Source organism: Prauserella alba, from assembly GCF_024171735.1.
Lineage (GTDB): Bacteria > Actinomycetota > Actinomycetes > Mycobacteriales > Pseudonocardiaceae > Prauserella > Prauserella alba.
The window spans coordinates 723,705-746,107 of the sequence record NZ_JAMTCH010000003.1; the positions used below are offsets into that span (position 1 = coordinate 723,705).

The 22,403-nt window shown below is 70.9% G+C and carries 18 protein-coding genes; 11 read left to right on the top strand and 7 right to left on the bottom strand.

Annotated elements, in window-relative coordinates; translation table 11 throughout:
* The 4 genes from hisD to LY12_RS03260 are packed head-to-tail and all read left to right on the top strand — an operon-like array spanning position 1 to position 3,198.
* Positions 1-1,326: a histidinol dehydrogenase gene (gene hisD / locus LY12_RS03245; RefSeq protein ID WP_253853158.1), complete on the top strand. Its 1,326-nt coding sequence runs from the start codon at positions 1-3 to the stop codon at positions 1,324-1,326.
* Entirely contained in the window at positions 1,323-2,438 is a 1,116-nt protein-coding gene (locus LY12_RS03250; RefSeq protein ID WP_253853159.1) for a histidinol-phosphate transaminase, read from the top strand. Before hisD ends, LY12_RS03250 begins: the two co-directional genes overlap by 4 nt.
* Positions 2,435-3,034, top strand: coding sequence for an imidazoleglycerol-phosphate dehydratase HisB (hisB, locus tag LY12_RS03255; RefSeq protein WP_253853160.1), 600 nt, complete (start codon positions 2,435-2,437; stop codon positions 3,032-3,034). The genes LY12_RS03250 and hisB overlap by 4 nt, the downstream gene beginning before the upstream one ends.
* Positions 3,035-3,036: 2 nt before the next feature.
* On the top strand, positions 3,037-3,198 hold the full coding sequence (locus LY12_RS03260) for a CG2302 family histidine operon protein (protein ID WP_253853161.1): 162 nt from the start codon (positions 3,037-3,039) through the stop codon (positions 3,196-3,198).
* Positions 3,199-3,228: 30 nt separating this feature from the next.
* On the opposite strand, the gene LY12_RS03265 is transcribed toward LY12_RS03260, so the two are convergent.
* Genes LY12_RS03265 through LY12_RS03275 form a run of 3 tightly spaced genes read right to left on the bottom strand, consistent with a single transcriptional unit; the run spans position 3,229 to position 6,100 of the window.
* Positions 3,229-4,032, bottom strand: coding sequence for an ABC transporter ATP-binding protein (locus tag LY12_RS03265; protein ID WP_372493438.1), 804 nt, complete (start codon positions 4,030-4,032; stop codon positions 3,229-3,231).
* Positions 4,029-5,099, bottom strand: a complete 1,071-nt coding sequence (locus tag LY12_RS03270) for a FecCD family ABC transporter permease (protein ID WP_253853162.1) — start codon at positions 5,097-5,099, stop codon at positions 4,029-4,031. The genes LY12_RS03265 and LY12_RS03270 overlap by 4 nt, the downstream gene beginning before the upstream one ends.
* Positions 5,099-6,100 carry an ABC transporter substrate-binding protein gene (locus LY12_RS03275; protein WP_253853163.1) on the bottom strand — a complete coding sequence of 334 codons (1,002 nt, stop codon included), beginning with the start codon at positions 6,098-6,100 and terminating at the stop codon, positions 5,099-5,101. Before LY12_RS03275 ends, LY12_RS03270 begins: the two co-directional genes overlap by 1 nt.
* A gap of 765 nt (positions 6,101-6,865) precedes the next feature.
* Here LY12_RS03275 and gltB point away from each other — a divergent pair.
* Positions 6,866-11,437, top strand: a complete 4,572-nt coding sequence (gltB, locus tag LY12_RS03280) for a glutamate synthase large subunit (RefSeq protein WP_253853164.1) — start codon at positions 6,866-6,868, stop codon at positions 11,435-11,437.
* 56 nt (positions 11,438-11,493) lie between these two features.
* Positions 11,494-13,002, top strand: a complete 1,509-nt coding sequence (locus LY12_RS03285; RefSeq protein WP_253853165.1) for a glutamate synthase subunit beta — start codon at positions 11,494-11,496, stop codon at positions 13,000-13,002.
* An 88-nt stretch (positions 13,003-13,090) separates the two neighbouring features.
* Here the strand turns inward: LY12_RS03285 and LY12_RS03290 are convergent, their stop codons facing one another.
* On the bottom strand, positions 13,091-13,762 hold the full coding sequence (locus LY12_RS03290; protein ID WP_253853166.1) for a hypothetical protein: 672 nt from the start codon (positions 13,760-13,762) through the stop codon (positions 13,091-13,093).
* A gap of 358 nt (positions 13,763-14,120) precedes the next feature.
* On the opposite strand from LY12_RS03290, the gene LY12_RS03295 reads away from it, so the two are divergent.
* The 4 genes from LY12_RS03295 (at position 14,121) to LY12_RS03305 (ending at position 16,201) form a co-directional block, all read left to right on the top strand.
* The gene (locus LY12_RS03295) at positions 14,121-14,318 is read left to right on the top strand and encodes a hypothetical protein (protein WP_253853167.1); all 198 of its coding nucleotides are present in this window, start codon (positions 14,121-14,123) and stop codon (positions 14,316-14,318) included.
* Entirely contained in the window at positions 14,315-14,437 is a 123-nt protein-coding gene (locus tag LY12_RS25850) for a hypothetical protein (protein ID WP_301301760.1), read from the top strand. The genes LY12_RS03295 and LY12_RS25850 overlap by 4 nt, the downstream gene beginning before the upstream one ends.
* Positions 14,434-15,084 (top strand): hypothetical protein, encoded by a 651-nt coding sequence (locus LY12_RS03300; protein ID WP_253853168.1) that lies wholly within the window; start codon positions 14,434-14,436, stop codon positions 15,082-15,084. The genes LY12_RS25850 and LY12_RS03300 overlap by 4 nt, the downstream gene beginning before the upstream one ends.
* Before the next feature lie 232 nt (positions 15,085-15,316).
* Complete coding sequence (locus tag LY12_RS03305) at positions 15,317-16,201, top strand: trypsin-like serine peptidase (protein ID WP_253853169.1); 885 nt, start codon at positions 15,317-15,319, stop codon at positions 16,199-16,201.
* Between the two features lie 586 nt (positions 16,202-16,787).
* Here the strand turns inward: LY12_RS03305 and LY12_RS03310 are convergent.
* Positions 16,788-16,940, bottom strand: a complete 153-nt coding sequence (locus LY12_RS03310) for a hypothetical protein (RefSeq protein ID WP_253853170.1) — start codon at positions 16,938-16,940, stop codon at positions 16,788-16,790.
* 453 nt (positions 16,941-17,393) lie between these two features.
* Here LY12_RS03310 and LY12_RS03315 point away from each other — a divergent pair, with 453 nt between their 5' ends.
* Positions 17,394-18,797, top strand: coding sequence for a class II 3-deoxy-7-phosphoheptulonate synthase (locus tag LY12_RS03315; protein ID WP_253853171.1), 1,404 nt, complete (start codon positions 17,394-17,396; stop codon positions 18,795-18,797).
* A gap of 44 nt (positions 18,798-18,841) precedes the next feature.
* On the opposite strand, the gene LY12_RS03320 is transcribed toward LY12_RS03315, so the two are convergent.
* Together LY12_RS03320 and LY12_RS03325 are read right to left on the bottom strand one after the other, a co-directional pair.
* The gene (locus LY12_RS03320; RefSeq protein WP_253854852.1) at positions 18,842-20,161 is read right to left on the bottom strand and encodes a wax ester/triacylglycerol synthase family O-acyltransferase; all 1,320 of its coding nucleotides are present in this window, start codon (positions 20,159-20,161) and stop codon (positions 18,842-18,844) included.
* 190 nt (positions 20,162-20,351) lie between these two features.
* Entirely contained in the window at positions 20,352-22,376 is a 2,025-nt protein-coding gene (locus LY12_RS03325) for a Stk1 family PASTA domain-containing Ser/Thr kinase (protein WP_253853172.1), read from the bottom strand.
* Between the last annotated feature and the right edge of the window lie 27 nt (positions 22,377-22,403).

Here is a 22,403-nt window from a genome sequence, read left to right on the forward strand (position 1 = left end):
ATGTTGAACCGCACCGACCTGCGAGGTCGCGTCCCCCGGCCTGCCGAGCTGCGCGCCACGTTGCCGCGCGCCGAGGTGAACGTGGACGCGGCGCTGCATCAGGTGCGCCCGGTGGTCGACGCGGTCCGTGACCGGGGCGTCGAGGCGGTGCTGGAGTACACGGAGAAGTTCGACGGCGTGCGCCCCGCCACGGTGCGGGTGCCGCAGGCCGAGCTCGACAGGGCACTCGCCGAGCTCGACCCGGCCGTCCGCGCGGCGCTCGACGAGGCGATCGCCCGTGCGCGCACGGTCCACGCGGATCAGCGGCGCGGCGACGTGACGACGCAGGTCGCCGACGGGGGCACCGTGACCGAACGGTGGGTGCCGGTCTCCCGGGTCGGGTTGTATGCGCCGGGCGGGCTGGCGGTCTACCCGTCGAGCGTCGTGATGAACGTCGTGCCCGCACAGGCGGCGGGCGTGGGATCGCTCGTGCTGTGTTCGCCTCCGCAGGCCGAGTTCGGCGGGCTGCCGCATCCGACCACCCTGGCCGCCGCGGCGCTGCTCGGCGTCGACGAGGTGTGGGCGGTCGGCGGGGCGCAGGCGGTCGCCGTACTCGCCCACGGCGCGGTCGACACCGACGGCTCCGAGCTCGCGCCGGTCGACATGGTGACCGGGCCGGGCAACGTCTACCTCACCGCGGCCAAGCGGATGCTGCGCGGCATCATCGGCATCGACTCCGAGGCGGGGCCCACGGAGATCGCGATCCTCGCCGACGAGACGGCCGACGCGGGCCACGTCGCCGCGGACCTGATCAGTCAGGCCGAACACGACACGCTCGCGGCCAGCGTGCTGGTGACGACGTCGGAGCAGCTCGCCGACGCGGTCGACGCCGAGCTCGAGCGCCGGGTCGCGGAGACGAAACACACCGAGCGCGTCGACACGGCGTTGCGCGGCCCGCAGTCCGGCACCGTCCTGGTGTCCACTGTGGACGAAGGATTGCAGGTCGTCGACGCTTACGCCGCCGAACACCTGGAGATCCAGACCGCCGACGCACGCGACGTCGCCGCCCGGGTGCGCAACGCGGGCGCGGTGTTCGTCGGCCCGTACGCGCCGGTGTCGCTCGGCGACTACTGCGCGGGGTCGAACCACGTGCTGCCCACGGGCGGTTTCGCGCGGCACTCGTCGGGCCTGTCGGTGCAGACGTTCCTGCGCGGTATCCACGTGATCGACTACAGCGAGGCGGCACTGCGCGAGGTGGCGGGCAAGGTCGTCGCGCTGGCCGACGCCGAGGACCTTCCCGCGCACGGCGAGGCGGTGCAGGCACGATTCGAGGGAGACGCCCGGTGACGGCTCGGGATTCGCAGCACTCCGACGAGGTGACGCTCGACGACCTGCCGCTGCGCGAGGACCTGCGGGGCAAGAGCCCGTACGGTGCGCCGCAGCTCGACGTGCCGGTGCGCCTCAACACCAACGAGAACCCGTACCCGCCGCCGCCCGAACTCGTCGACGACGTGACCGAGGCGGTGCGCGAGGCCGCGGCGCAGCTGCACCGTTATCCGGATCGCGACGCCGTGGCGCTGCGCGAGGACCTGGCGGCGTACCTGACGTCGTCGGTCGGCGTCGAGGTGACCCACCGGCATGTGTGGGCCGCCAACGGGTCCAACGAGGTGCTCCAGCAGATTCTGCAGGCGTTCGGCGGTCCCGGACGCACGGCGCTGGGATTCGAGCCGTCGTACTCGATGCACCCGATCATCTCGGCCGGCACGCGCACCGACTGGCTTCCCGCGCCGCGGCGCGCCGACTTCTCGCTGGACGCGGCCGAGGCGGCCCGGATCGTCGCCGAGCGCAGGCCCGACGTCGTGTTCGTGACCAGCCCGAACAACCCGACCGGCGGTTCGATCCCGCTGGCCGAGCTGGACGCCGTGTTGCAGGCGGCGCCGGGCATCGTCGTGGTCGACGAGGCGTACGCGGAGTTCTCGTCGCAGCCGAGCGCGCTCGAACTGCTCCCGCGGTATCCGGCGAAACTCGTCGTGTCCCGCACGATGAGCAAGGCGTTCGCGTTCGCGGGCGGTCGGCTCGGCTACCTGGCCGCGGCGCCCGCGGTGGTCGACGCGCTGCAGCTGGTCCGGTTGCCGTATCACCTCTCGGTGCTGACCCAGGCGGCCGCGCGCGCCGCCCTCCGGCACGCCGACGCCACGCTCGCTTCCGTGGCGACACTCGCGTCCGAACGGGATCGGGTGGCGGATACGTTGCGAGGACTGGGTTTCGATCCCGTACCGAGCGACGCCAACTTCATCCTGTTCGGACGGTTCAGCGACCCGTCGGCCGCATGGAAGTCCTATGTGGACAAGGATGTGCTGATCCGTGACATCGGGATCGAAGGGCACCTGCGCGTGTCCATCGGCACCCCGGACGAGAACGACGCCTTCCTGGAGGCGAGCAAGGAGGTCGGCCGGTGAGCCGGACGGGCAAGGTCGAACGGACGACGAAGGAATCCTCGATCCGTGTCGAAGTGGACCTCGACGGCACCGGACAGGTCGACGTGTCGACCGGCGTGCCGTTCTACGACCACATGCTGATCTCCTTCGGTGCGCACGGTTCGCTCGACCTGACCGTCGCCGCGACCGGTGACGTGCACATCGACGCGCACCACACCGTCGAGGACACCGCGATCGTGCTGGGGCAGGCGATCCGCCAGGCCCTGGGCGACAAGAAGGGCATCCGCCGCTTCGGCGACTGCTGGATCCCGATGGACGAGACGCTCGCGCACGCGGCGATCGACGTCTCCGGCCGCCCGTACTGCGTGCACACCGGCGAGCCGGAGGAGTTCAACACCTTCACGATCGGCGGCAACTACCCGTTCGTGCTGACCCGCCACGTCTTCGAGTCGCTGTCGTTCCACGCGCAACTCGCGCTGCACGTGCGCGTGATCCACGGCAGGGATCCGCACCACATCGCGGAGGCCCAGTACAAGGCCGTGGCCCGGGCTCTGCGGGAGGCCACGGAGAACGACCCGCGCGCCGGGGGCGTGCCGTCGACGAAGGGTGTGCTGTAAGCATGTCGCAGGAACAGTGGGTTCCGCTTCTGCTGCTCGGTGTCGCGGGTTTCCTCGTAGGCGGCGTGTACAGCACCTGGCGCAACGGTTCTCGTGTGCTGGCCGGCGTCTTCGGTCTCGCCGCGCTGGTGGCGATCGGCGGCGCCGTCGCCTGGCTCGCCTGAACCCGCTCGCCCCACCGCTCCCGCCAGGCCTCAGCGGCCGTCCGTGGGGCGCACCGGAACCACCACGGGGCTCCCGGCTGCGGTGGTGAGGACGTCGACGTCGGCGGCGTAGTGCGTGCGCAGCCGTTCGGTGGTGAGCACCTGTGACGGCGGGCCCGTCGCGACGACACCGCCGCGGTCGAGGAGTACGAGCTCGTCGGCGTACTGCGCGGCCACCGTCAGGTCGTGCAGCGTGGTCACGACGGTCGTGCCGTCCTCCCTGCGCAGTTGGTCGAGGCGTTCGAGCAGCGTCTGGGCGTGGCCGATGTCCAGCCCCGTCGTCGGCTCGTCGAGCAGGAGCAGCGGGGTGCGCTGCACCAGCACGCGGGCCAGTACCGCCCGCTGTGCCTCACCGCCGGACAGTGTTCCCAGTCGCCGCCCCGCCAACTCGTGCAGGTCGAGCCGCGCGAGTGCGTCTTCCACAATGGACACGTCGGCCGCGGATTCCCGTGCCAGTGCGCCGAGATGGGGTGCCCGGCCGAGCAGTACGTAGTCGGTGACGGTCAGTCGTTCGGGCAGCGCCGGATTCTGCGGGGCGTACCCGACGCGGCGGGCCAGCTCCTTGCGCGGCAGGGTTGCGGTGTCGGTGCCGTCGAGCATCACCGTGCCCTGTGACGGCACCAGGTTCGCGACGGCCTTCAGCACGGTGGATTTGCCCGCACCGTTCGGCCCGACGATCGCCAGCCACCGGCTGCGGCGGGCCTCCAGCGACACGTGCGCCACGACGGGCTCCGCTCCGTAGCCCGCGCTGACGTCGTGCAGCGACAGCGCGCTCGCGGTCCCGGTGGCGGTCACGACAGCCGCTCCCGGTTCGTGCGCAGCACCAGCGCGAAGAACGGGGCGCCCGCGAACGCGGTGACCACGCCGAGTGGCAGCTCACCCGGCATGATCGTCCGGGCGACGAGATCGGCGGCGATGACGAAGGCGGCGCCGCCGAGGAGCGAGAGTGGCACGATCACGCGGTAGCTCGCGCCCGCCAGCAGCCGCACCAGATGCGGCACGACGATCCCGACGAAGCCGATCAGCCCGCTGACCGACACGGCCGCCGCCGTGGCAAGCGAGGCCGCCGACAGCACGACCAGGCGGATGCGGCCCGGCCGCAGGCCCAGCGAGGCCGCCTCGGCGTCACCGAGTGTGAGCAGGTCCAGCAGTCGGGCGGCCGCCACCAGCACGATCGCCGCGAGACCCACGTAGGGCACGACCAGCCCCACGTCGGTCCAGCCGGTGATGTTCAGCCCGCCGAGCGTCCACGTGTACACCTGTTTCAGGGTCTGGGTGTTGAGCTGCTGGACGAACGTCTGGATCGCGGTGAGGAACGCCGTCACCGCGACGCCGGCCAGCAACAGCCCCGCGGTCCCGGCGCCGCCCGTCGACCGGCCGAGCGCCCAGCTCAGCCCGACGCCCAGCAGCGCACCCGCGAACGCCGCGAGCGGCAGCGGGCCCACCGGGCCGAGTGACCACGCCGTCACCGCGGGCGCGAAGACGACGACCGCGGTGGCAGCCATGCCGGCTCCCGCGCCCGCTCCGAGCAGGTACGGGTCGGCCAGCGGGTTCCGGAACACCCCCTGGAACGCGGCACCCGCGCCCGCCAGTGCCGCCCCGACCAGTGCCGCCAGCAACACTCGCGGCAGTCGCAGCTGCCACACGACCGCTGCCTCGGCCTCCGACAGCGGCGACACGCCGCCCGTCAGCTGGGCGGCGATCTCGGCCAGCACCCGGTCCCCGGTGAGCTCGCCCGGTCCGATCAACAGCCCGAGCAGTGCGACGGCGACCACCGTGATCACCGCGACCGCCAGCGCGAGCGGGGTCAGCCGGGTGGTGTGCGACGCGGTGCGCCGCCACCGGGAGCGGGTGCGGAGCATCAGGCCTCCGCGACCGCGTCGGAGACGACCCGCACGAACTCGACCAGACGCGGGCTCCAGCGGGAGGCGATGTCGTCGTCGAGCGCGAAGACCCGGTCCTGCTCGACGGCGGTCATCGTGTTCCACCCGGGGCGTTCGGCCACCGTGTCGGCGTTCTGCCCGCAACACTTCGTGTCGGCGAGGAAGACCAGGTCCGGGTTCGCCTCGACGATCTTCTCGGCCGACAGCTGGGGATAGCCGCCCATCGCGTTCGGATCGTCCTGGTCGGCGATGTTGCGGAGGCCGAACAGGTCGTAGACCTCACCGAGGAACGTCGCCGAAGTGATCGTGTAGTAGGTCGGGTCGACCTCGTGGTAGTAGCTCAGGTCCTTGTCCGGGGCGGACTCGGCGAGGTCGGTGATGGCCTGCTCGGTCTCGTCGGCGAGCTCGCGTCCGGCGTCGGTGTGCCCGGTGGCCTTGCCGACGAGCGCGAACTGGGCGTACGCGTCGTCCAGGGTCTGCGGGGCCGGAAGCACGAGTGTGGCGGCACCGGCCTTCTGCAACGCGGAGGTGAGCTTGCCCTCCGCGTCGGATCCGACGACGACCAGGTCCGGGTCGTGGCTCGCGATCTGTTGCGGGTTCGGGTCGATGCCGGACAACTCGGTGCGCGGCGCCTCGGACGGATGGGTCGACATCTCGTCCACCGCGACGACCTGATCGCCCGCACCCACCTCGTACAGCGTCTCGGTGACCGACGGCACGAGCGAGACGATCCGCTCCGGCTGCGCATCCAGGGTGACGGCGGGTGCGCCCGCGGGCTCGACCGTCACGGGGAAGGCGGTGCCGGTGTCACCACCGCCGTCGCCCTCGTCGGCGCGCTGGGCACAGCCGGCGAGGGCGAGCACGCCCAGCAGCGGCAGCAGGGCGAGCAGCCGGACGAGCCGGCGCGGCGCCCGTGCCCGCTGCGGTGCGCCGTCGTGCAGCGCAGGGGTACGCGGAGCCGGCGTGTGCCGTGCTGGCATGTGCGGAGCTGGTGTGTGCCCGGCTGGGGTGTGCCCGGCTGGGGTGTGCCGTGCTGCGGGTCGGCGCAGACGGGCACGGGGGCGGGGAGTGGGCTGGTGAGCCATCGCGGGGCCTCGGGCGTTCAGGTCGGCCGGCGGTGGCGTGCCCCTGGCCGCGCGGGGCGGGAAGGGCATGCCGGTGCGGAACCCGCGGGGAGTCCTCGAGCGCCCGAGGCGGCGGTGTGAGGGCCGTCCCTGACGCCGCACCTCTGCGCCGGAGGTGGGCAAGGCGTCGACGCGGGCGAAGGCGACCTGACTCGATCCGGTCGAGTGGGACAGCACCGGGGCGTCCCGCCTCGACGGTCATCACAGTTGCGGCACAGCGCCGGATTCGCACCGGACTTCGCTACCGCCCGCGTCGAGGTGACGCTACCAGCCCACGTTCCCGTGACCGGCGGATGTCGGATTCGTGCGACGTACACTCGGCGTGAAGGTGGTGCTGTGGAGGTCCCGAAGGACCGTCTCCGAGGTCCGGTTGCCGGGGCGCAGGTGCCGACGGGTGAGCGAATCGACGTGGGGACGGGCCGCCTTCACTTGCAGGGACCCTCCCGCTCATCAGAAACTGAATCGTCCGGGGTCGTCGGATCGTTACGGTTCGGCAGGAAAATGGGCCGCTGATCCGGCGCCGGGACGTTTCCCGAGTGTTAAAGTCGCGATAACAGGCGGGCCATCGTCGTCCCGTGCCCCCATTGATACCGAGCACGAAGACGACGCAGGAGGTCTGATTTGATCTTCTCCGCGATTCCGTCGCAGCAGGGCCTGTACGACCCTGCGACGGAACAGGATTCCTGCGGGGTCGCCATGGTCTCCCATCTCCGTGGCGTCCGCTCCCACAGCATCGTCAGCGACGGCCTGACCGCGTTGACGAACCTCGACCACCGCGGTGCCGCGGGGGCCGAACCCACCAGTGGCGACGGTGCCGGAATCCTGGTGCAGCTGCCCGACGAGCTGTTGCGCGCGGAGGCCGACTTCGACCTGCCCGCGCCGGACGCGTTCGGCGCTCACCACTACGCGGCCGGCATGGCCTTCCTGCCCGCCGACACCGCCCGGCGCAGTGAGGCCGTCGCGATCATCGAACGCATCGCGGGCGAGGAGGGACTGCGCGTCGCGGGCTGGCGGGACGCGCCGACGGACGTCGATGCCGCCGACGTCGGCCCGACCGCCCGCTCGGTCATGCCGCACTTCGCGTACCTGCACGTCACCGGCCTGCCTGATGCCGACGGCGAACTGCCGTCGGGGATCGACCTCGACCGGCTGGCGTTCTGCCTGCGCAAGCGGGCCGAGCACGAGACGGCCCACGCCGGGTGCGGGGTGTACTTCCCGTCGCTGTCGGCGCGCACGTTCGTCTACAAGGGCATGCTCACGCCGGCCCAGCTGCCGCTGTTCTTTCCCGAACTGCGTGACGAGCGCATGATCAGTGCGATCGCGCTCGTGCATTCGCGGTTCTCGACCAACACGTTCCCGTCGTGGCCGCTGGCGCACCCGTTCCGGTTCGTCGCGCACAACGGCGAGATCAACACGGTGCGCGGCAACCGCAACCGCATGCGCGCTCGCGAGGCCCTGCTGGAGAGCGACCTGATCCCGGGTGACCTCTCGCGGCTGTACCCCGTGTGCACGGAGGACGCCTCCGACTCGGCCTCGTTCGACGAGGTGCTGGAGCTGCTGCACCTGGGCGGGCGCAGCCTGCCGCACGCGGTGCTGATGATGGTGCCGGAGGCGTGGGAGAACCACGCCGGGATGGACGAGCAGCGCCGCGCCTTCTACCGCTTCCACGCGAGCCTGATGGAACCGTGGGACGGACCGGCGTGCGTCACGTTCACCGACGGCACGGTCGTCGGCGGTGTGCTCGACCGCAACGGACTCCGGCCAGGGCGCTGGTGGCGCACGGCGGACGACCGTGTCGTGCTGGCCAGCGAGTCGGGGGTGCTCGACATCGAGCCCGCCGACGTCGTCGCCAAGGGCAGGCTCAAGCCCGGCCGCATGTTCCTCGTCGACACCGGCGCGGGCCGGATCGTCAGCGACGTGGAGATCAAGGACGGCCTGGCGAGTGGGGCGCCGTACGCCGAGTGGCTGCACGCGGGCCTGTTGACGTTGGCCGAACTGCCGGACCGTGACCACATCACGCAGACGCACGCCTCGGTGCTGCGCAGGCAGCTCGCGTTCGGCTACACCGAGGAGGAGCTGAAGATCCTGCTCGGGCCGATGGCAGGAAACGGGGCGGAGCCGCTCGGGTCGATGGGCACCGACACCCCGACCGCGATGACCTCGCACCGTTCGCGGCTGCTCTACGACTACTTCAAACAGGGCTTCGCACAGGTGACCAACCCGCCGCTCGACGCGATCCGCGAGGAGCTGGTCACGTCGATGAGCCGGATCATGGGACCGGAGCGGAACCTGCTCGAGCCGGGACCTGCGTCCTGCCGGCACATCGAGCTGCCGAAGCCGGTGATCGACAACGACGAGCTCGCGAAGCTCATCCACGTCAACGACGACGGTGACCTGCCGGGCTTCGCGTGTGCCGTGCTGTCCGGGCTGTACGACGTCGAGGGCGGCGGGGCCGCGCTGGCCGAGGCGATCGAGCGGGTGCGCAGGGAGGCCTCGGAGGCGATCGCGGCGGGGGCCCGCACGCTGGTGCTGTCCGACCGCGACTCCGACCATCGCATGGCGCCGATCCCGTCGCTGCTGCTCGTGTCGGCGGTCCATCACCACCTGGTGCGCACGAAGGAGCGGCTGCAGGTGGCGCTGGTCGTCGAGTCCGGCGATGCCCGCGAGGTGCACCACATCGCGTTGCTGCTCGGCTACGGCGCGGCCGCGGTGAACCCGTATCTGGCGTTCGAGACGATCGAGGACATGATCGCCCAGGGTGCGATCACCGGGATCGAGCAGGCGACGGCAGTGCGCAACTACGTGACGGCGCTGGTCAAGGGTGTCCTGAAGATCATGTCCAAGATGGGCATCTCGACGGTCGGTGCCTACACCGCGGCGCAGGTGTTCGAGGCGCTCGGGCTGTCGCAGGACGTGCTGGACGAGTACTTCACCGGCACGTCGTCGAAGCTCGGCGGAGTGGGCCTGGACGTGCTGGCCGACGAGGTGGCGATCCGGCACCGGCGCGCCTATCCGGACAACCCGACCGAGGTGGCCCACCGCGGCCTCGAGTCCGGTGGCGAGTACGCCTACCGGCGCGACGGCGAGCTGCACCTGTTCACCCCGGAGACCGTGTTCCTGCTGCAGCACGCCAGCAAGACGCGCAGGCAGGAGGCGTACCGCGGCTACACCGAGAAGGTCGACGAGCTCAACCGGCAGGGCGGCACCGTGCGGGGCATGTTCACGTTCCGCACCGAGGGCCGGACTCCGGTGCCGGTCGACGAGGTCGAGTCCGTCGAGTCGATCTGTCGTCGTTTCAACACCGGTGCCATGTCGTACGGGTCGATCTCGGCCGAGGCGCACGAGACTCTGGCCATCGCGATGAACCGGATCGGCGGCCGGTCGAACACGGGGGAGGGCGGCGAGGACGTCGAGCGGCTGTACGACCCGGAGCGCCGCAGCGCGATCAAACAGGTCGCGAGTGGACGGTTCGGGGTGACGAGCGAGTACCTCGTCAACGCCGACGACGTGCAGATCAAGATGGCGCAGGGTGCCAAACCCGGTGAGGGCGGTCAGCTGCCGCCGAACAAGGTCTACCCGTGGATCGGCCGGACCCGGCATTCCACCCCGGGTGTCGGGCTCATCTCGCCGCCGCCGCACCACGACATCTATTCGATCGAGGATCTGGCGCAGCTGATCCACGACCTGAAGAACGCCAACGACCGGGCCCGGGTGCACGTCAAGCTGGTCAGCTCGCTCGGCGTCGGCACGGTCGCCGCCGGGGTGTCGAAGGCGCACGCCGACGTCGTGCTGATCTCCGGTCACGACGGCGGCACCGGTGCGTCGCCGTTGAACTCGCTGAAGCACGCGGGCACGCCGTGGGAGATCGGCCTGGCCGAGACGCAGCAGACGCTGATGCTCAACGGCCTGCGTGACCGCATCACGGTGCAGGTGGACGGCGGGATGAAAACCGGAAGGGACGTCGTCGTCGCGGCGTTGCTGGGCGCCGAGGAGTACGGCTTCGCCACGGCGCCGCTGATCGTCGCGGGCTGCATCATGATGCGGGTGTGCCACCTGGACACCTGTCCGGTCGGGGTCGCCACGCAGAATCCCGACCTGCGCGAGCGGTACACGGGCCAGGCGGACCACGTCGTGAACTACTTCCACTTCGTGGCGCAGGAGGTACGCGAGTACCTGGCGGAGCTCGGTTTCCGGTCGCTGGACGAGGCGATCGGCCGGGTCGACGCGCTCGGCGCCGACGAGGCGATCGAGCATTGGAAGGCCGACGGACTCGACCTGGCGCCGATCTTCGCGCGGCCGCAGGAGACGCCCTACGGCGACGCGCGGCGCAAGCTCCGGGAACAGGACCACGGCCTGGAGCACGCGCTGGACCACACGCTGATCCAGCTGGCCGAGGCGGCGTTGGAGGATGCGCATCCGCTGCGGCTCGAACTGCCGGTGCGCAACGTCAACCGGACGGTCGGCACGCTGCTCGGCGCGGAGATCACGCGGCGGTACGGCAGCGCGGGCCTGCCGGACGACACGATCCGCGTGGCGTTGACCGGGTCGGCGGGGCAGTCACTGGGTGCGTTCCTGCCGCCGGGGGTGACGTTGGAGCTGACCGGTGATGCCAACGACTACGTCGGCAAGGGTCTCTCGGGTGGGCGGATCCTCGTGCGCCCGCACGAGGACGTGGCGTTCGCCGCCGAGGGGCAGGTGATCGCGGGCAACACGATCGCCTACGGAGCCACGAGCGGCGAGGTGTTCCTGAGCGGTCAGGTCGGCGAGCGGTTCGGTGTCCGCAACTCGGGTGCACTGATCGTGGCCGAGGGCGTCGGCGACCACGCCTTCGAGTACATGACCGGGGGCCGGGCCGTGGTGCTCGGTGCGACGGGCCGGAACCTGGCCGCGGGCATGTCCGGCGGCGAGGCGTACGTGCTGGATCTGGACCGCGCCAAGGCCAACCCGGGCATGGTGGAGTTCGAGGAACCGGGTGCCGACGACCTGGTGTGGTTGCGTGACGTCGTCGCCCGGCATGCGGAACTCACGGGCTCGGCCGTGGCGAGCGCGCTGTTGGCCGATTGGCCGCGCCGGTCGGCGGCGTTCACCAAGGTGATGCCGCGCGACTACAAGCGGGTGCTGGCGGCGACCGAGGCGGCGCGCGCCGAGGGGCGCGACGTGAACGAGGCGATCATGGAGGCGGCCCGTGGCTGACGAGCGCGGAGCGGCGGCGCCGGGCGCCGACCGGGTGCGGACACAGGAGGCGGCCCGTGGCTGATCCGACGGGGTTCCTGAAGTACGAGCGTGCCGAGCCGCCGAAGCGGCCGAAGGCCGAACGCATGCAGGACTGGCAGGAGGTCTACGCGGACCGGGGCAGCCAGGAGCGCAACGAGGCGGTGCGCACGCAGGCGAGCCGGTGCATGGACTGTGGCATCCCGTTCTGCCACAACGAGCGGTCGGGGTGCCCGCTGGGAAACCTCATACCGGAGTGGAACGACCTGGTGAGCCGCGGCGACTGGTTCGCGGCGAGTGAACGGTTGCACGCGACGAACAACTTCCCGGAGTTCACGGGCAAGCTGTGTCCCGCGCCGTGCGAGGCCGGGTGCACGTTGTCGATCTCGCCGCTGTCGGGCGGTCCGGTGGCGATCAAACGGGTCGAGGAGACGATCTCCGCGCAGGCGTGGGAGTCCGGCTACGTCGAGGCCCGCACGGCCGAGGCGGCGACGGGCAGGCGGGTGGCGGTCGTCGGGTCGGGGCCCGCGGGGTTGGCTGCCGCGCAGCAGCTGACGCGTGCGGGCCACGACGTGACGGTGTTCGAGCGCGACGATCGGCTCGGCGGGCTGCTCCGGTACGGCATTCCCGAGTTCAAGATGGAGAAGAAGGTCCTCGACCGGCGGCTGGCGCAGCTGCACAGCGAGGGCACGAGGTTCGTCACGGGCTGCGAGGTCGGTGTCGACGTCACCGTGGCGGAGCTGCGCGAGTCCTACGACGCGGTGGTGCTGGCCGTCGGTGCGTTGCGTGGCCGCGACGACGTGACCACGCCGGGGCGGGAGCTGGACGGCGTGCACCTCGCCATGGAGCATCTCGTGCCTGCCAACCGGGCGTGCGAGGGCGACGGTCCCCCGGAGTTCACGGCCGAGGGCAAGCACGTGCTGATCATCGGTGGCGGTGACACGGGCGCGGATTGCTACGGCACGGCGATCCGCCAGGGCGCACTGTCGGTGACGCAGCTCGACCAGTACCCGGAGCCGCCGCACACGCGGGACGACGACCGGTCGCCGTGGCCGACGTGGCCGTACATTCTGCGTACCTACCCGGTGCACGAGGAGACGGGGGAGCGGTTGTTCGCGGTGGCCGTCAAACGGTTCGTCGCGGGCGAGGACGGCAGGGTGCGGGCGGCCGAGCTGCACACGGTGCGAGTGGAGAAGGACCCGGCGACGGGGCGGCGCGAGGTCGTGCCCACCAGTGACGAGGTGCGGGAGATTCCCGCCGACCTGGTGCTGCTCGCCATCGGGTTCGAGGGTGTGGAGCACATGCGGCTGATCGACGGCCTCGGGCTGTCGCTGAACCGGCGTGGCACCGTGTCGTGCGGTGCGGACTGGCAGACCGAGGCCCCTGGCGTGTTCGTCTGCGGTGACGCCCATCGCGGTGCGTCGCTGGTCGTCTGGGCGATCGCCGAGGGCCGTTCGGTGGCCGCGTCGGTGGACGCCTACCTGACCGGAGACTCGGACCTGCCGTCGCCGGTACACCCGACGGCGCTTCCGCTGGCGGTCGTCTGACGGATAGTCCATTGTGGACTGTTCTGGGGTAGAATCATCCGATGTGGACGCTAGTGCCGGGTGGCGGCGAGTTCGACACGGGACGGGATCATCGCGGCAGCCGGCGCGCGTGGATCCACTCGCGTCGGCCTGCCAGGTACGGCTCGATGTCGTGCACCCGGACCAGTGCCACGTCGGCAGCGTCGACGTGGCGGGCGGCGATGGCGACCGCGTGCTCGTGGCCCGGTTCCCATGCGGCGTACCACCGGTCGCCTGCGTCCCAGCGGCGGAAGGTTCGTGGTCGCCCGTCGACCATGATCTCGGCCTGACTCTGGGCGGGCGTGACATCGGTGCGGCGCCGGTGGGCGAGCACGGTCTCGCGATCGACCGGACCAGTATCGACCGGACCAGTATCGACCGGACCAGTGACGCCGTGGCCGCCGAGGGTCCGTTCGAAGCGGAGGTCCTGGACCAGGTGGTCCGCGGGGCCGCACGTGCTGAGAAGCTGCAGCCAGGGGACGGTCTCGTCGTCGGGATCGCCGTGTGTGAGGCCGATCATGCTGGCACGGCCCGTTCCGTCGTCACGGAACGCCCATTGGCCCGTCATGCGGATTCCGGGCCACGACGGCTGCCCGAACAGCGGCAGATCCGCGGCCGTGTCGCGCATCCGGCCTTCCATGCCCGCGTAGTGGCGCCAGAAGCCCTTCGCCACACGGCGCCTGCCGGGAAACCGCTTCTGGCGATACGTGGCATGGTTCCGGCGTGGCCCGCGAAGCCCCATCCCGCCATGGTTCCACGGGCCGAGGTGCGCAGGCCACCGCCGGCTACGCGGTTCGCGCAGGCGGCGCGGGGCCCTCTCGACCGAGCTGGCCCCGGGACGGGCGGCCGGTCTTGCGCGAGGCGCTCGCCGCGTGAGCCCACTGTCACCGGCGAGCCACGCCTCCGCTTGGGAGGTCCTGTTGGGTCCGGGCTGCAGCGTGAGCGCTTGTGCGTACCTGGCCGTGGCCGTCGGTGCGGGTAGGGGGCGGTCTGGGACTGGGACGATTACGTCGCGATGATGGCGGAGATCTGCAAGACGATCCGCTGGGCCGAGGGTGCCGAGGAGCCCGGCGTGATCGGCAACGTGCTGGACGGGTGACATGGATATCGCGCTTTGGATCTTCTTCGGTCTGCTCTGTGTCCTGGGGCTTGCCGTTGTTGGCATCGCCGGGTACGCGACCGTCCAGCAGCGGCGGACGCCGATCGAACAGCGTAAGCAGCAGGTGCTGGAGAAGCTGCGGAACGAGGAGACGCCGACTGGGACGACGTCCATTCTGTCCGGTATCGGAGCGGTGTGAACGACGACGCGGTGCGCGAAGTGGCCGAGGCGAACGGCTACAGCTGGACGGGCTACTCGGGTCTGAACAACCGCCAGTTGAACTTCCAGCGGACGCTGCCCGGTCAGGAGCAGGTGTGACCGAGCACGACGCGGCGACCGCAGAGGCGGAGTTCCTCGCCCGGCTGGGCGGGTTGCGTCCGGACCCCGGTGGTACGGCGCGGATCGAGGTCTCCGACATCCCACGGTCGTCGTGGCGGCGTTGTCGCGAGATCGCCGAGGCACACGGCTGGGTGTTCCAGTCGGTGGCACAGGAGCGCGGGGCCAAGTACTGGGTCCTGACGCGCCCCGGGACGGCGAGTGTCGACCGGCGTGACTCGTTGTTCGTGACGGGCCCGTCACTGGCGGAGCTGCGGGAGTACCCGAGGGCGCGCGAGGCCGCTGAGCAGGCGCGGCGTGAACTGGGCGTGGACCCGTTGTCCACGGCCACGCTGAACAAGACCCGCGCGGCGCACCAGGCGCACCGGAAGGTGACGAACCGCTTCGTCGCGCTCGCCACACTGAGCGGGCTGGCGCTGCTGGTCGTGCTGATGACCGCGGGGCGGCTGTTCGGCGACGGCGGCACGACCGCGCTCGTGCTCGGCATCGGGTGTGCTGCCCTCCTGGTGAGCACGGTGATCGGCACCGTCGGGATCGTCCGCCGGGAACGCGCACGCAAGGCCGCCATCCGGCCGTTCACCCAGGGGTACGAACGCGTCGTCGCCGCGGTCCGACAGCGTGACGGTTGACACCTGGTCCGCCTGAATACCGCACACGACACTACTTCGTTCGGTCGAGTAGGGGAGCCCGAGTGGCGGCCGAGTACCTGGGTTACTCGGCGGTACAAAACGGTTGTTGCCCACGTCACTCTTACGGGGTTCTGTGAATCTCCGACAAGGAGGCGTGATCGTGCGGTTGCGTTGGGCGCGAGGAGTTCGAAGAGTCGCCGCGGTGGCGGCGGGCGCCGCGATGGTGACATCGATGGTGGCCATGCCGGCCGCCGCCGAACGGCAGACGCCGGGTTCGTCAGGTGACGTCGCGGTGCACCGGATGGATGCCGATGCCGCGGACTGGACGCCGCAGCGGATGCGGTCGGCCATGCCGTTGGACAAGGTGCTCTCGTCCGCGACGGGACTCGCAGGCGGCCTGGCCAGTGCCGTACAGGGGCTGCTCCCGTCCCAGCAGGCCTCGTCCACAGGGGACGAGTGGACCGGCGGCGGCGAGGTCACGAAGACCGCGGGCCGGGTGTTCTTCAAAATGGACGGCCAGGACGCGTCGTGCAGCGGCAACGTCGTCGAGAGCGGCAACGGCAGCGTGGTCGTGACCGCGGGCCACTGCGTGAAGTACCAGGGAACCTGGCACACCGACTGGGTCTTCGTCCCCGGCTACGACAACGGTGACGCGCCGCACGGGGAGTGGGCCGCCGAGCAGACGATGACCACGCCGCAGTGGGAGTCCGGCGAGGACATGAACCACGACGTCGGCATGGCCGTCGTCGAGGAGAAGAACGGCGCGACCATCGCCGACACGGTCGGCACACAGCAGATCGCCTTCAACGGTGAGCGCGGCCAGGAGATGTACTCGTTCGGCTACCCCGCGGCCGACCCGTACGACGGCAGTACGCTGACCTACTGCAACGGCAGCACGTTCACCGATCCACTGCTGACCGACGACCACGGCATGAACTGTGACATGACCGGTGGCTCCAGTGGTGGCCCGTGGTTCAGCAGCTTCGACCCGGAGACGGGAACGGGCGTGCAGGAATCGGTGAACAGCTTCGGCTACACATTCCTGCCAGACGTCATGTTCGGCCCGTACTTCGGTGACGAGGCCAAGGCCCTGTACGAGCGGGCGTCGGCGGCGTAACCGCCGCGGTTCTACGGCCTGCGGTCCTACGGCCTTACGGCTGTACGGTCCTGCGGCTGTCGGCTCCAGCTCACGGCTGGTCGTCCACGGTGGACCCGCGACTGTCCAGGTCGCGTCCACTGTGGACGACTGCAGTTGGCCAGATCGTTAGCACGACACGTCGTAGCTAGAATGGTGGGCTGTCGTCGTTCTGTCGTTCCGGTTCGGCACGGCCCGGTTTCCGATCGCCACGGTCGCCGCGATGAACTGGTTTCCGCTCGCCGTGGTCGCCGGGTTTTCGGTCACCGCTGTAGGTGTGGTGGTCGTTGTAGCCGGGGTCGTAGTGGGTGTTCCAGCCGGGTTGGTCTTTGAGTCGGTGGTGTGGTCGGCAGCGTGGGCCGCCGTTGGCCACCGACGTGGTGCCACCACCGGTGGCCCAGGGGTGTTCGTGGTCGTGGTCGCAGTGCCGGGCGGGTCGGTGGCACCAGGGCATGATGCATTCCCGGTCGCGTGCCCGTACGAGGTCGCGGATCGTCGCGCTTGGTCGCCTCCGGGTGCGTCCCAGATCGACCGGCTCGCCGGTGCCCGGGTCGCAGAGCACGGCCCGTCAGATGCTGCGGGTGTTGGTCATGATTTCGCGGGCGATCGGCGCGGGTATGGGTCCGTACCCGTCGAGTTCGCATCCGTCGTCGGAGATCGTCAGAGCCGCGTCGGCGGGCACGTGGAGGGAGACCGTGGCCGCCGCCTCCGGCGCCGCCACACCGGGATCGCGTCGAGACCCGCAACACCGGCGTCAACTCCTCGGCCAGGTCCCGGTCGTCACCCACCGCGGCCGACGCCTCGGCCAGTAATGCCAGCTCCTCGGCGTCGAGCCGCGCCCGCCGGGCACGCACATCCCGCGCCCGCTCCATCAGGTCCCCCACGTCATCCACAACACCGACACTATCGAACTCATGGTCGAATAACCTAGTGCACAATGGGGTGAACTCGATCCGGACAACCGGCCCTGGCGACACGCACAGCCGAGTCCGCACATCACCTCAAGGGCCCGCGCGCCCGTAGCACGTGTGACTGTCGGGGCCGACCGAGGTCCGTTCGACGGGCGAACCCCGCGCGTACCCACTCGGTGTGCGGTGAAGTCATCGGTGGGGGTCCGTTCTCCAGGGCCCGGCCTCCGACGTGGGGTGGGGCCGTCCCGGCATGTGACATTCGTATGCTGGGAGGCGTGAACTGGACTGTGGACGTCCCCCTCGACGCATTGCCCTCGCTGCCCCCGCTGCCCGCCGCGCTGCGCGAGCGGCTCGACGACGCGCTCGCCCGGCCCGCCGCACAGCAGCCGGAATGGCCCGACGCCGACAACGTCAAGGGTGTCCGGTCGCTGCTCGAGAGCGTGCCGCCGATCACCATGCCCGCCGAGGTCGACCGGCTGCGCGAGCGGCTGGCGATGGTCGCGCGCGGGGAGGCGTTCCTGCTGCAAGGCGGGGACTGCGCCGAGACGTTCGAGTCCAACACCGAGCCGCACATCCGGGCCAACCTGCGCACTCTGCTGCAGATGGCCGTCGTGCTCACCTACGGTGCCAGCCTGCCGGTGGTGAAGGTCGGCCGGATCGCCGGGCAGTACGCCAAGCCTCGGTCCAAGTCCACCGATGCGCTGGGCCTGCCCGTCTACCGCGGCGACATCGTCAACTCGCTGGCGGCCGAGCCCGAGCTGCGCGTGCCCGACCCCGGCCGCATGATCCGCGCCTACGCCAACGCGGGCGCCGCGATGAACCTGGTCCGCGCCCTCACCGGTGCCGGGATGGCCGACCTGGCCCAGGTGCACGACTGGAACAAGGACTTCGTCCGCACCTCGCCCGCGGGGGAGCGCTATGAGGCGCTGGCCGCCGAGATCGACCGTGGGCTGCGTTTCATGTCGGCGTGCGGGGTGCAGGACAGCTCGCTGCACAGCACCGAGATCTTCGCCAGCCACGAAGCGCTGTTGCTCGACTACGAGCGCGCGATGCTGCGTCTCGACGACCCGGCCGCGTCCGACCCGAAGCTGTACAACCTCTCGTCGCACTTCCTGTGGATCGGCGAGCGGACGCGGCAGCTCGACGGGGCGCACATCGCGTTCGCCGAGATGCTGGCCAACCCGATCGGCCTCAAGATCGGCCCGACGACCACGCCGGAACAGGCCGTCGAATACGTCGAACGGCTGGACCCGCGCAACGAACCCGGCCGGCTGACGCTCATCTCGCGTATGGGCAACGGCAAGGTCCGCGAGGTGCTGCCCGCGATCGTGGAGAAGGTCGAAAGCTCCGGCCACAAGGTCATCTGGCAGTGCGACCCGATGCACGGCAACACCCACGAGACGTCCAACGGCTACAAGACGCGGCACTTCGACCGGGTCGTCGACGAGGTGCAGGGCTTCTTCGAGGTCCACAACCGGCTCGGCAGCTACCCCGGCGGCGTGCACATCGAACTGACCGGCGAGGACGTCACCGAATGCCTCGGCGGCGCGCAGGACATCTCCGACCTCGACCTGTCCGGCCGTTACGAGACCGCCTGCGACCCGCGGCTGAACACTCAGCAGTCGCTCGAGCTGGCGTTCCTCGTCGCGGAGATGCTGCGCTCCTGAGCCGCACCCGCGCTCGCACCGGCACCGGTGCGAGCGCGGACGTCTCACGACTCCAGTTGCAGCCGCGCCATCGACTTGGTCACCGCGTCGGCCAGCGAGCCGACGTCCCTGACGGCGTGCCCGTTCGCCTGAAGGCCGACGTGCACCCCGTCACGGTACGTCGCCACGGCGATGCCCACCGACTGGTGTGGTGCCAACGGCACGAACGGATACACCTCCCGCAGTCGTGCCCCCGCCAGTGACAACGGGATACTCGGCACCGGCACCGTCGTCACGACCGTGTCGAACAGCAGGGGCGCTGCCTGCCCCGCGGCCTTCGCCGCCAGCCGGTGCAGACCCGCAGGCAGGCGGTTCGCCAGCACCGGCAGGGCGCCCGCACCCCGCGTCGGCCCTGCCTCCTTGTTCCGGGCCATCGCCTCGCGGACGAGGCGCAGCCGCTCGACCGGATCGTCGACCTCGACGGGCAGGTCGCACAGGTAGCCGGACAGGCTGTTTCCGGTGTCGCGGCTGTCCCGCCCGCGGAGACTCACCGGCACGAGCGCGCGCAACGACCGCGCGTCGGCACGCTGGCCGCGGTTGATCATCCACTCGCGCAGTGCGCCCGCGAGCACGGCGAGGACGACGTCGTGGGTCGTGCCGCCGTGTGCCGTACGGACCGTGCGAATGTCGCTGCCGGGCAGCCTGACGAGGCCGATCCGGCGGCTGGTCGAGTTGACGGTCGCGGTGGGCGACAGCGGATACGGCCGGGCGGACGTGACGATCGACCCGGCGATGCCGGCGGACTCGGCGGCCTGGCCCAGCAGTGCCGTCGCCGTGTCCGCCACGGCGCCGAGCGGCGACCGTGGGGTCGTCTCGGGCTCGTCGTCCACGGGACGGCGTTGCCACGGCAGGGTGATGTCGTCGAGTAGGGCGAGCGCGAGTTCGACCGCGCCCATCCCGTCGGCGAGCGCGTGGTGGAACTTCACCAGCAGGGCGAAATCCCCGTCCGGCAGTCCCGTCACGAGCTGCAGGCTCCACAGTGGACGGTCGAGGTCGAGTGGTTCGGCGATCCAGTGCTCGGCGAACGTCGCGAGCGGATCGGGGGCATACCGGTCGTACAAGCTGCTGACGGCCACGTGGCGGCCGGGATCGAACGACGGATCGTCCTCCCAGTGGGCGCCACTGAGCGGAAACAGGCCGGTTCGCACCCGGCGGCGGAGGCGGGGAATGCGGGCGGCGCGTTCGGCGAGCAGCCCCGCGACGTGGTCGGCGTCCCAGTCGCGGCGGGGACGGAACGTCGCGACGGCGCCCATGTGCATCGGTGTCGCGTCGTCTTCCAAGCAGAGGAAGGCAGTGTCCAGTGCGCTGAGCCGTTCCGGTGCCATAGGAGTCTCCCGGAAGATGGTGTATGTGCGGCCGGGCATCAGTGCACCAGCCGCACGTGACGCCGACGTGGTCGTCGTGTTACCGAGGCGGAAACGTCCGCCCGGGACTGGTGTCGATCCCCGTCATCGTTGTCGGCACGTCCCACCGCGCAGCTTGAGAGGTGTGGGTGCGACGTCACATGAACGGGGGTCACGGAAGTGTCGAGAGGGTGACCTTCGAGCCCCGCTGCACCCGGGTTCCCGGCTCGGGGTTCTGGCCGACGACCAACACGAACCGGCCGCCGCCGAACCCGCCGTCGTCGCCACCGCCCGCGTCTCCGGCCACCGACAGGCCCGCATCGGACAACAGCTGCCGCGCATCCGGCAGCGGCCTGCCCGTCACGTCCGGTACGTCGACCGCGTTGGACACGTAGACGCCGATACGCGAGCCCTGGTCGACGGTGTTCCCGTTCGCGGGGTCGGTGCGCACGACGTGCCCGCCCGCGACGTCCGCGGAGAACTCCTCCCCGGCGTCGTACGGCTCGAATCCGGCGTCCTGCAGCGTCGTGAACGCCTGGTCCCTCGGCATGCCCGCCACCGACGGCACCGGGAGCGGTTCCGGGCCCTTCGACACGACGATGGCGACGTTCGTGCCGATGTTGGCCTGCGTGCCGGGCTGCGGCGACACCGAGATGACCGCGCCCTGCTCGACGTCGGTGCTGTACTGATCGGTGTTCTCGTCACGGGTCGGCCTCAGCTGGGCCTGCTTGATCGCCTGCTGGGCCTGTTCCACCGACGTGCCCGGCTGGATGTCCGGCACCACCGGTTTGCCGAGCGAGACCATCACCGTCACCCGGTCGCCCCGCAGCGCCTGTGCACCCGAGGGTGGGTCGGTGCGGATGCTCGTGCCGGTCGGCACCGTGTTGTGCCGCTCCTGCTCGAACGTCGGCGTCAGTTCGGCATCCTGCAGCGTCTGCGCGGCCTGTTGCCGGTCCATGCCGGAGATGTCGGGCACGTCGACGTACCGGCCCGACAGCAGCCACCAGCCGCCTGTCGCCACGCCGGCCACCAGCAGCAGGGCCGCCACGAGCCACAGTGCGAGCCACCGGCCGCGTCGCCGTGGCGCGGTGGGTTCGCCGGCTGCCTCCTCGCCGGGTGGCGGGGACGAGGCGGCCGACCGGGGCAGGGCCTGGGTGCCCGTCGGACCTCCCGCCGTCGGCGCCGTCACCGCCTGCATCGCCGGAACGGTGCGCTCGGCGTCCGATTCGGGCGGGGCCGGTTCCGTCGATCCGGTGTCGCCGGGAGGCTGGGGCTGGGGTGGCTGCTGCGGCGCCGGGATGGGCACGGCGGTCCGCTGGATGCCCAGCTGGCCGCGGATCTCGCGCAGCTGGTCGAGGAACGCCGTCGCGTCGGCGGGGCGGGCCTCGGCGTCCCTGCGGGTCGCGCGCAGCACGAGGTCGTCGAGCGCGGGTGGCAGATCGGCGCGCGAGGCGCTCGGGGCGGGGACGTCGTCGTTGACGTGGCGGTAGGCCACCGAGATCGGAGTGTCCGCCGTGTAGGGCACGTGGCCGGTGAGCATCTCGTACAGCAGGATGCCCACCGAGTAGACGTCGCCGCGCTCGCTGGCCGAACCGCTGGTCACCTGCTCCGGCGACAGGTACGCGACGGTGCCGAGGATGACACTGCCCGTCGTGTTGGCCGTGGCGGCGACGGCGCGGACCAGGCCGAAGTCGCCGACCTTCACCACACCGCTGCCCGCCTGGCCCCCGCGGCCGATGAGGACGTTCTCGGGTTTGACGTCGCGATGCACCAGCCCGGCCGTGTGCGCGGCGCCCAGTGCGGACAGGACGTCCTCGGCGACCGTCAGCACCTGCGGCAGGGTGAGAGCGCCGCGTTCGTCGAGCAGGTCGCGCAGCGTGCCGCCGTCGACGAGCTCCATGACCAGGAACGCGCGCCGCTGCTGGCTGCCGGGCGTGCCGTCGAAACCCTGGTCGTGGACGGCGACCACGTGCGGATGGTGCAGTTTCGCCGCCGAGCGGGCCTCGCGTTCGAACCGTTCGACGAAGCTGCGGTCGTCGGCGAACCGCGAATCCATGATCTTGACGGCCACGGGCCGGTCGAGGCGGGTGTCGAGCCCGCGGTACACCGACGACATCCCACCGCGCGCGAGCAGCCCGTCCACGCGGTATCGCCGGTCGAGCAGCGCTCCGACGAGGTTTTCGTCCGTCCGTGTCACACCGTGGGATCCTACGGCCGGGCGATG

Coding starts and splice junctions, on each gene's coding strand:
- hisD (WP_253853158.1), top strand. CDS start 1: ATGTTGAACCGCACCGACCTGCGAGGTCGCGTCCCCCGGCCTGCCGAG.
- LY12_RS03260 (WP_253853161.1), top strand. CDS start 3,037: ATGTCGCAGGAACAGTGGGTTCCGCTTCTGCTGCTCGGTGTCGCGGGT.
- LY12_RS03270 (WP_253853162.1), bottom strand. CDS start 5,099: ATGCTCCGCACCCGCTCCCGGTGGCGGCGCACCGCGTCGCACACCACC.
- LY12_RS03275 (WP_253853163.1), bottom strand. CDS start 6,100: ATGCCAGCACGGCACACGCCGGCTCCGCGTACCCCTGCGCTGCACGAC.
- LY12_RS03290 (WP_253853166.1), bottom strand. CDS start 13,762: ATGGGGCTTCGCGGGCCACGCCGGAACCATGCCACGTATCGCCAGAAG.
- LY12_RS03295 (WP_253853167.1), top strand. CDS start 14,121: ATGGATATCGCGCTTTGGATCTTCTTCGGTCTGCTCTGTGTCCTGGGG.
- LY12_RS03305 (WP_253853169.1), top strand. CDS start 15,317: ATGGTGGCCATGCCGGCCGCCGCCGAACGGCAGACGCCGGGTTCGTCA.
- LY12_RS03315 (WP_253853171.1), top strand. CDS start 17,394: ATGCTGGGAGGCGTGAACTGGACTGTGGACGTCCCCCTCGACGCATTG.
- LY12_RS03320 (WP_253854852.1), bottom strand. CDS start 20,161: ATGGCACCGGAACGGCTCAGCGCACTGGACACTGCCTTCCTCTGCTTG.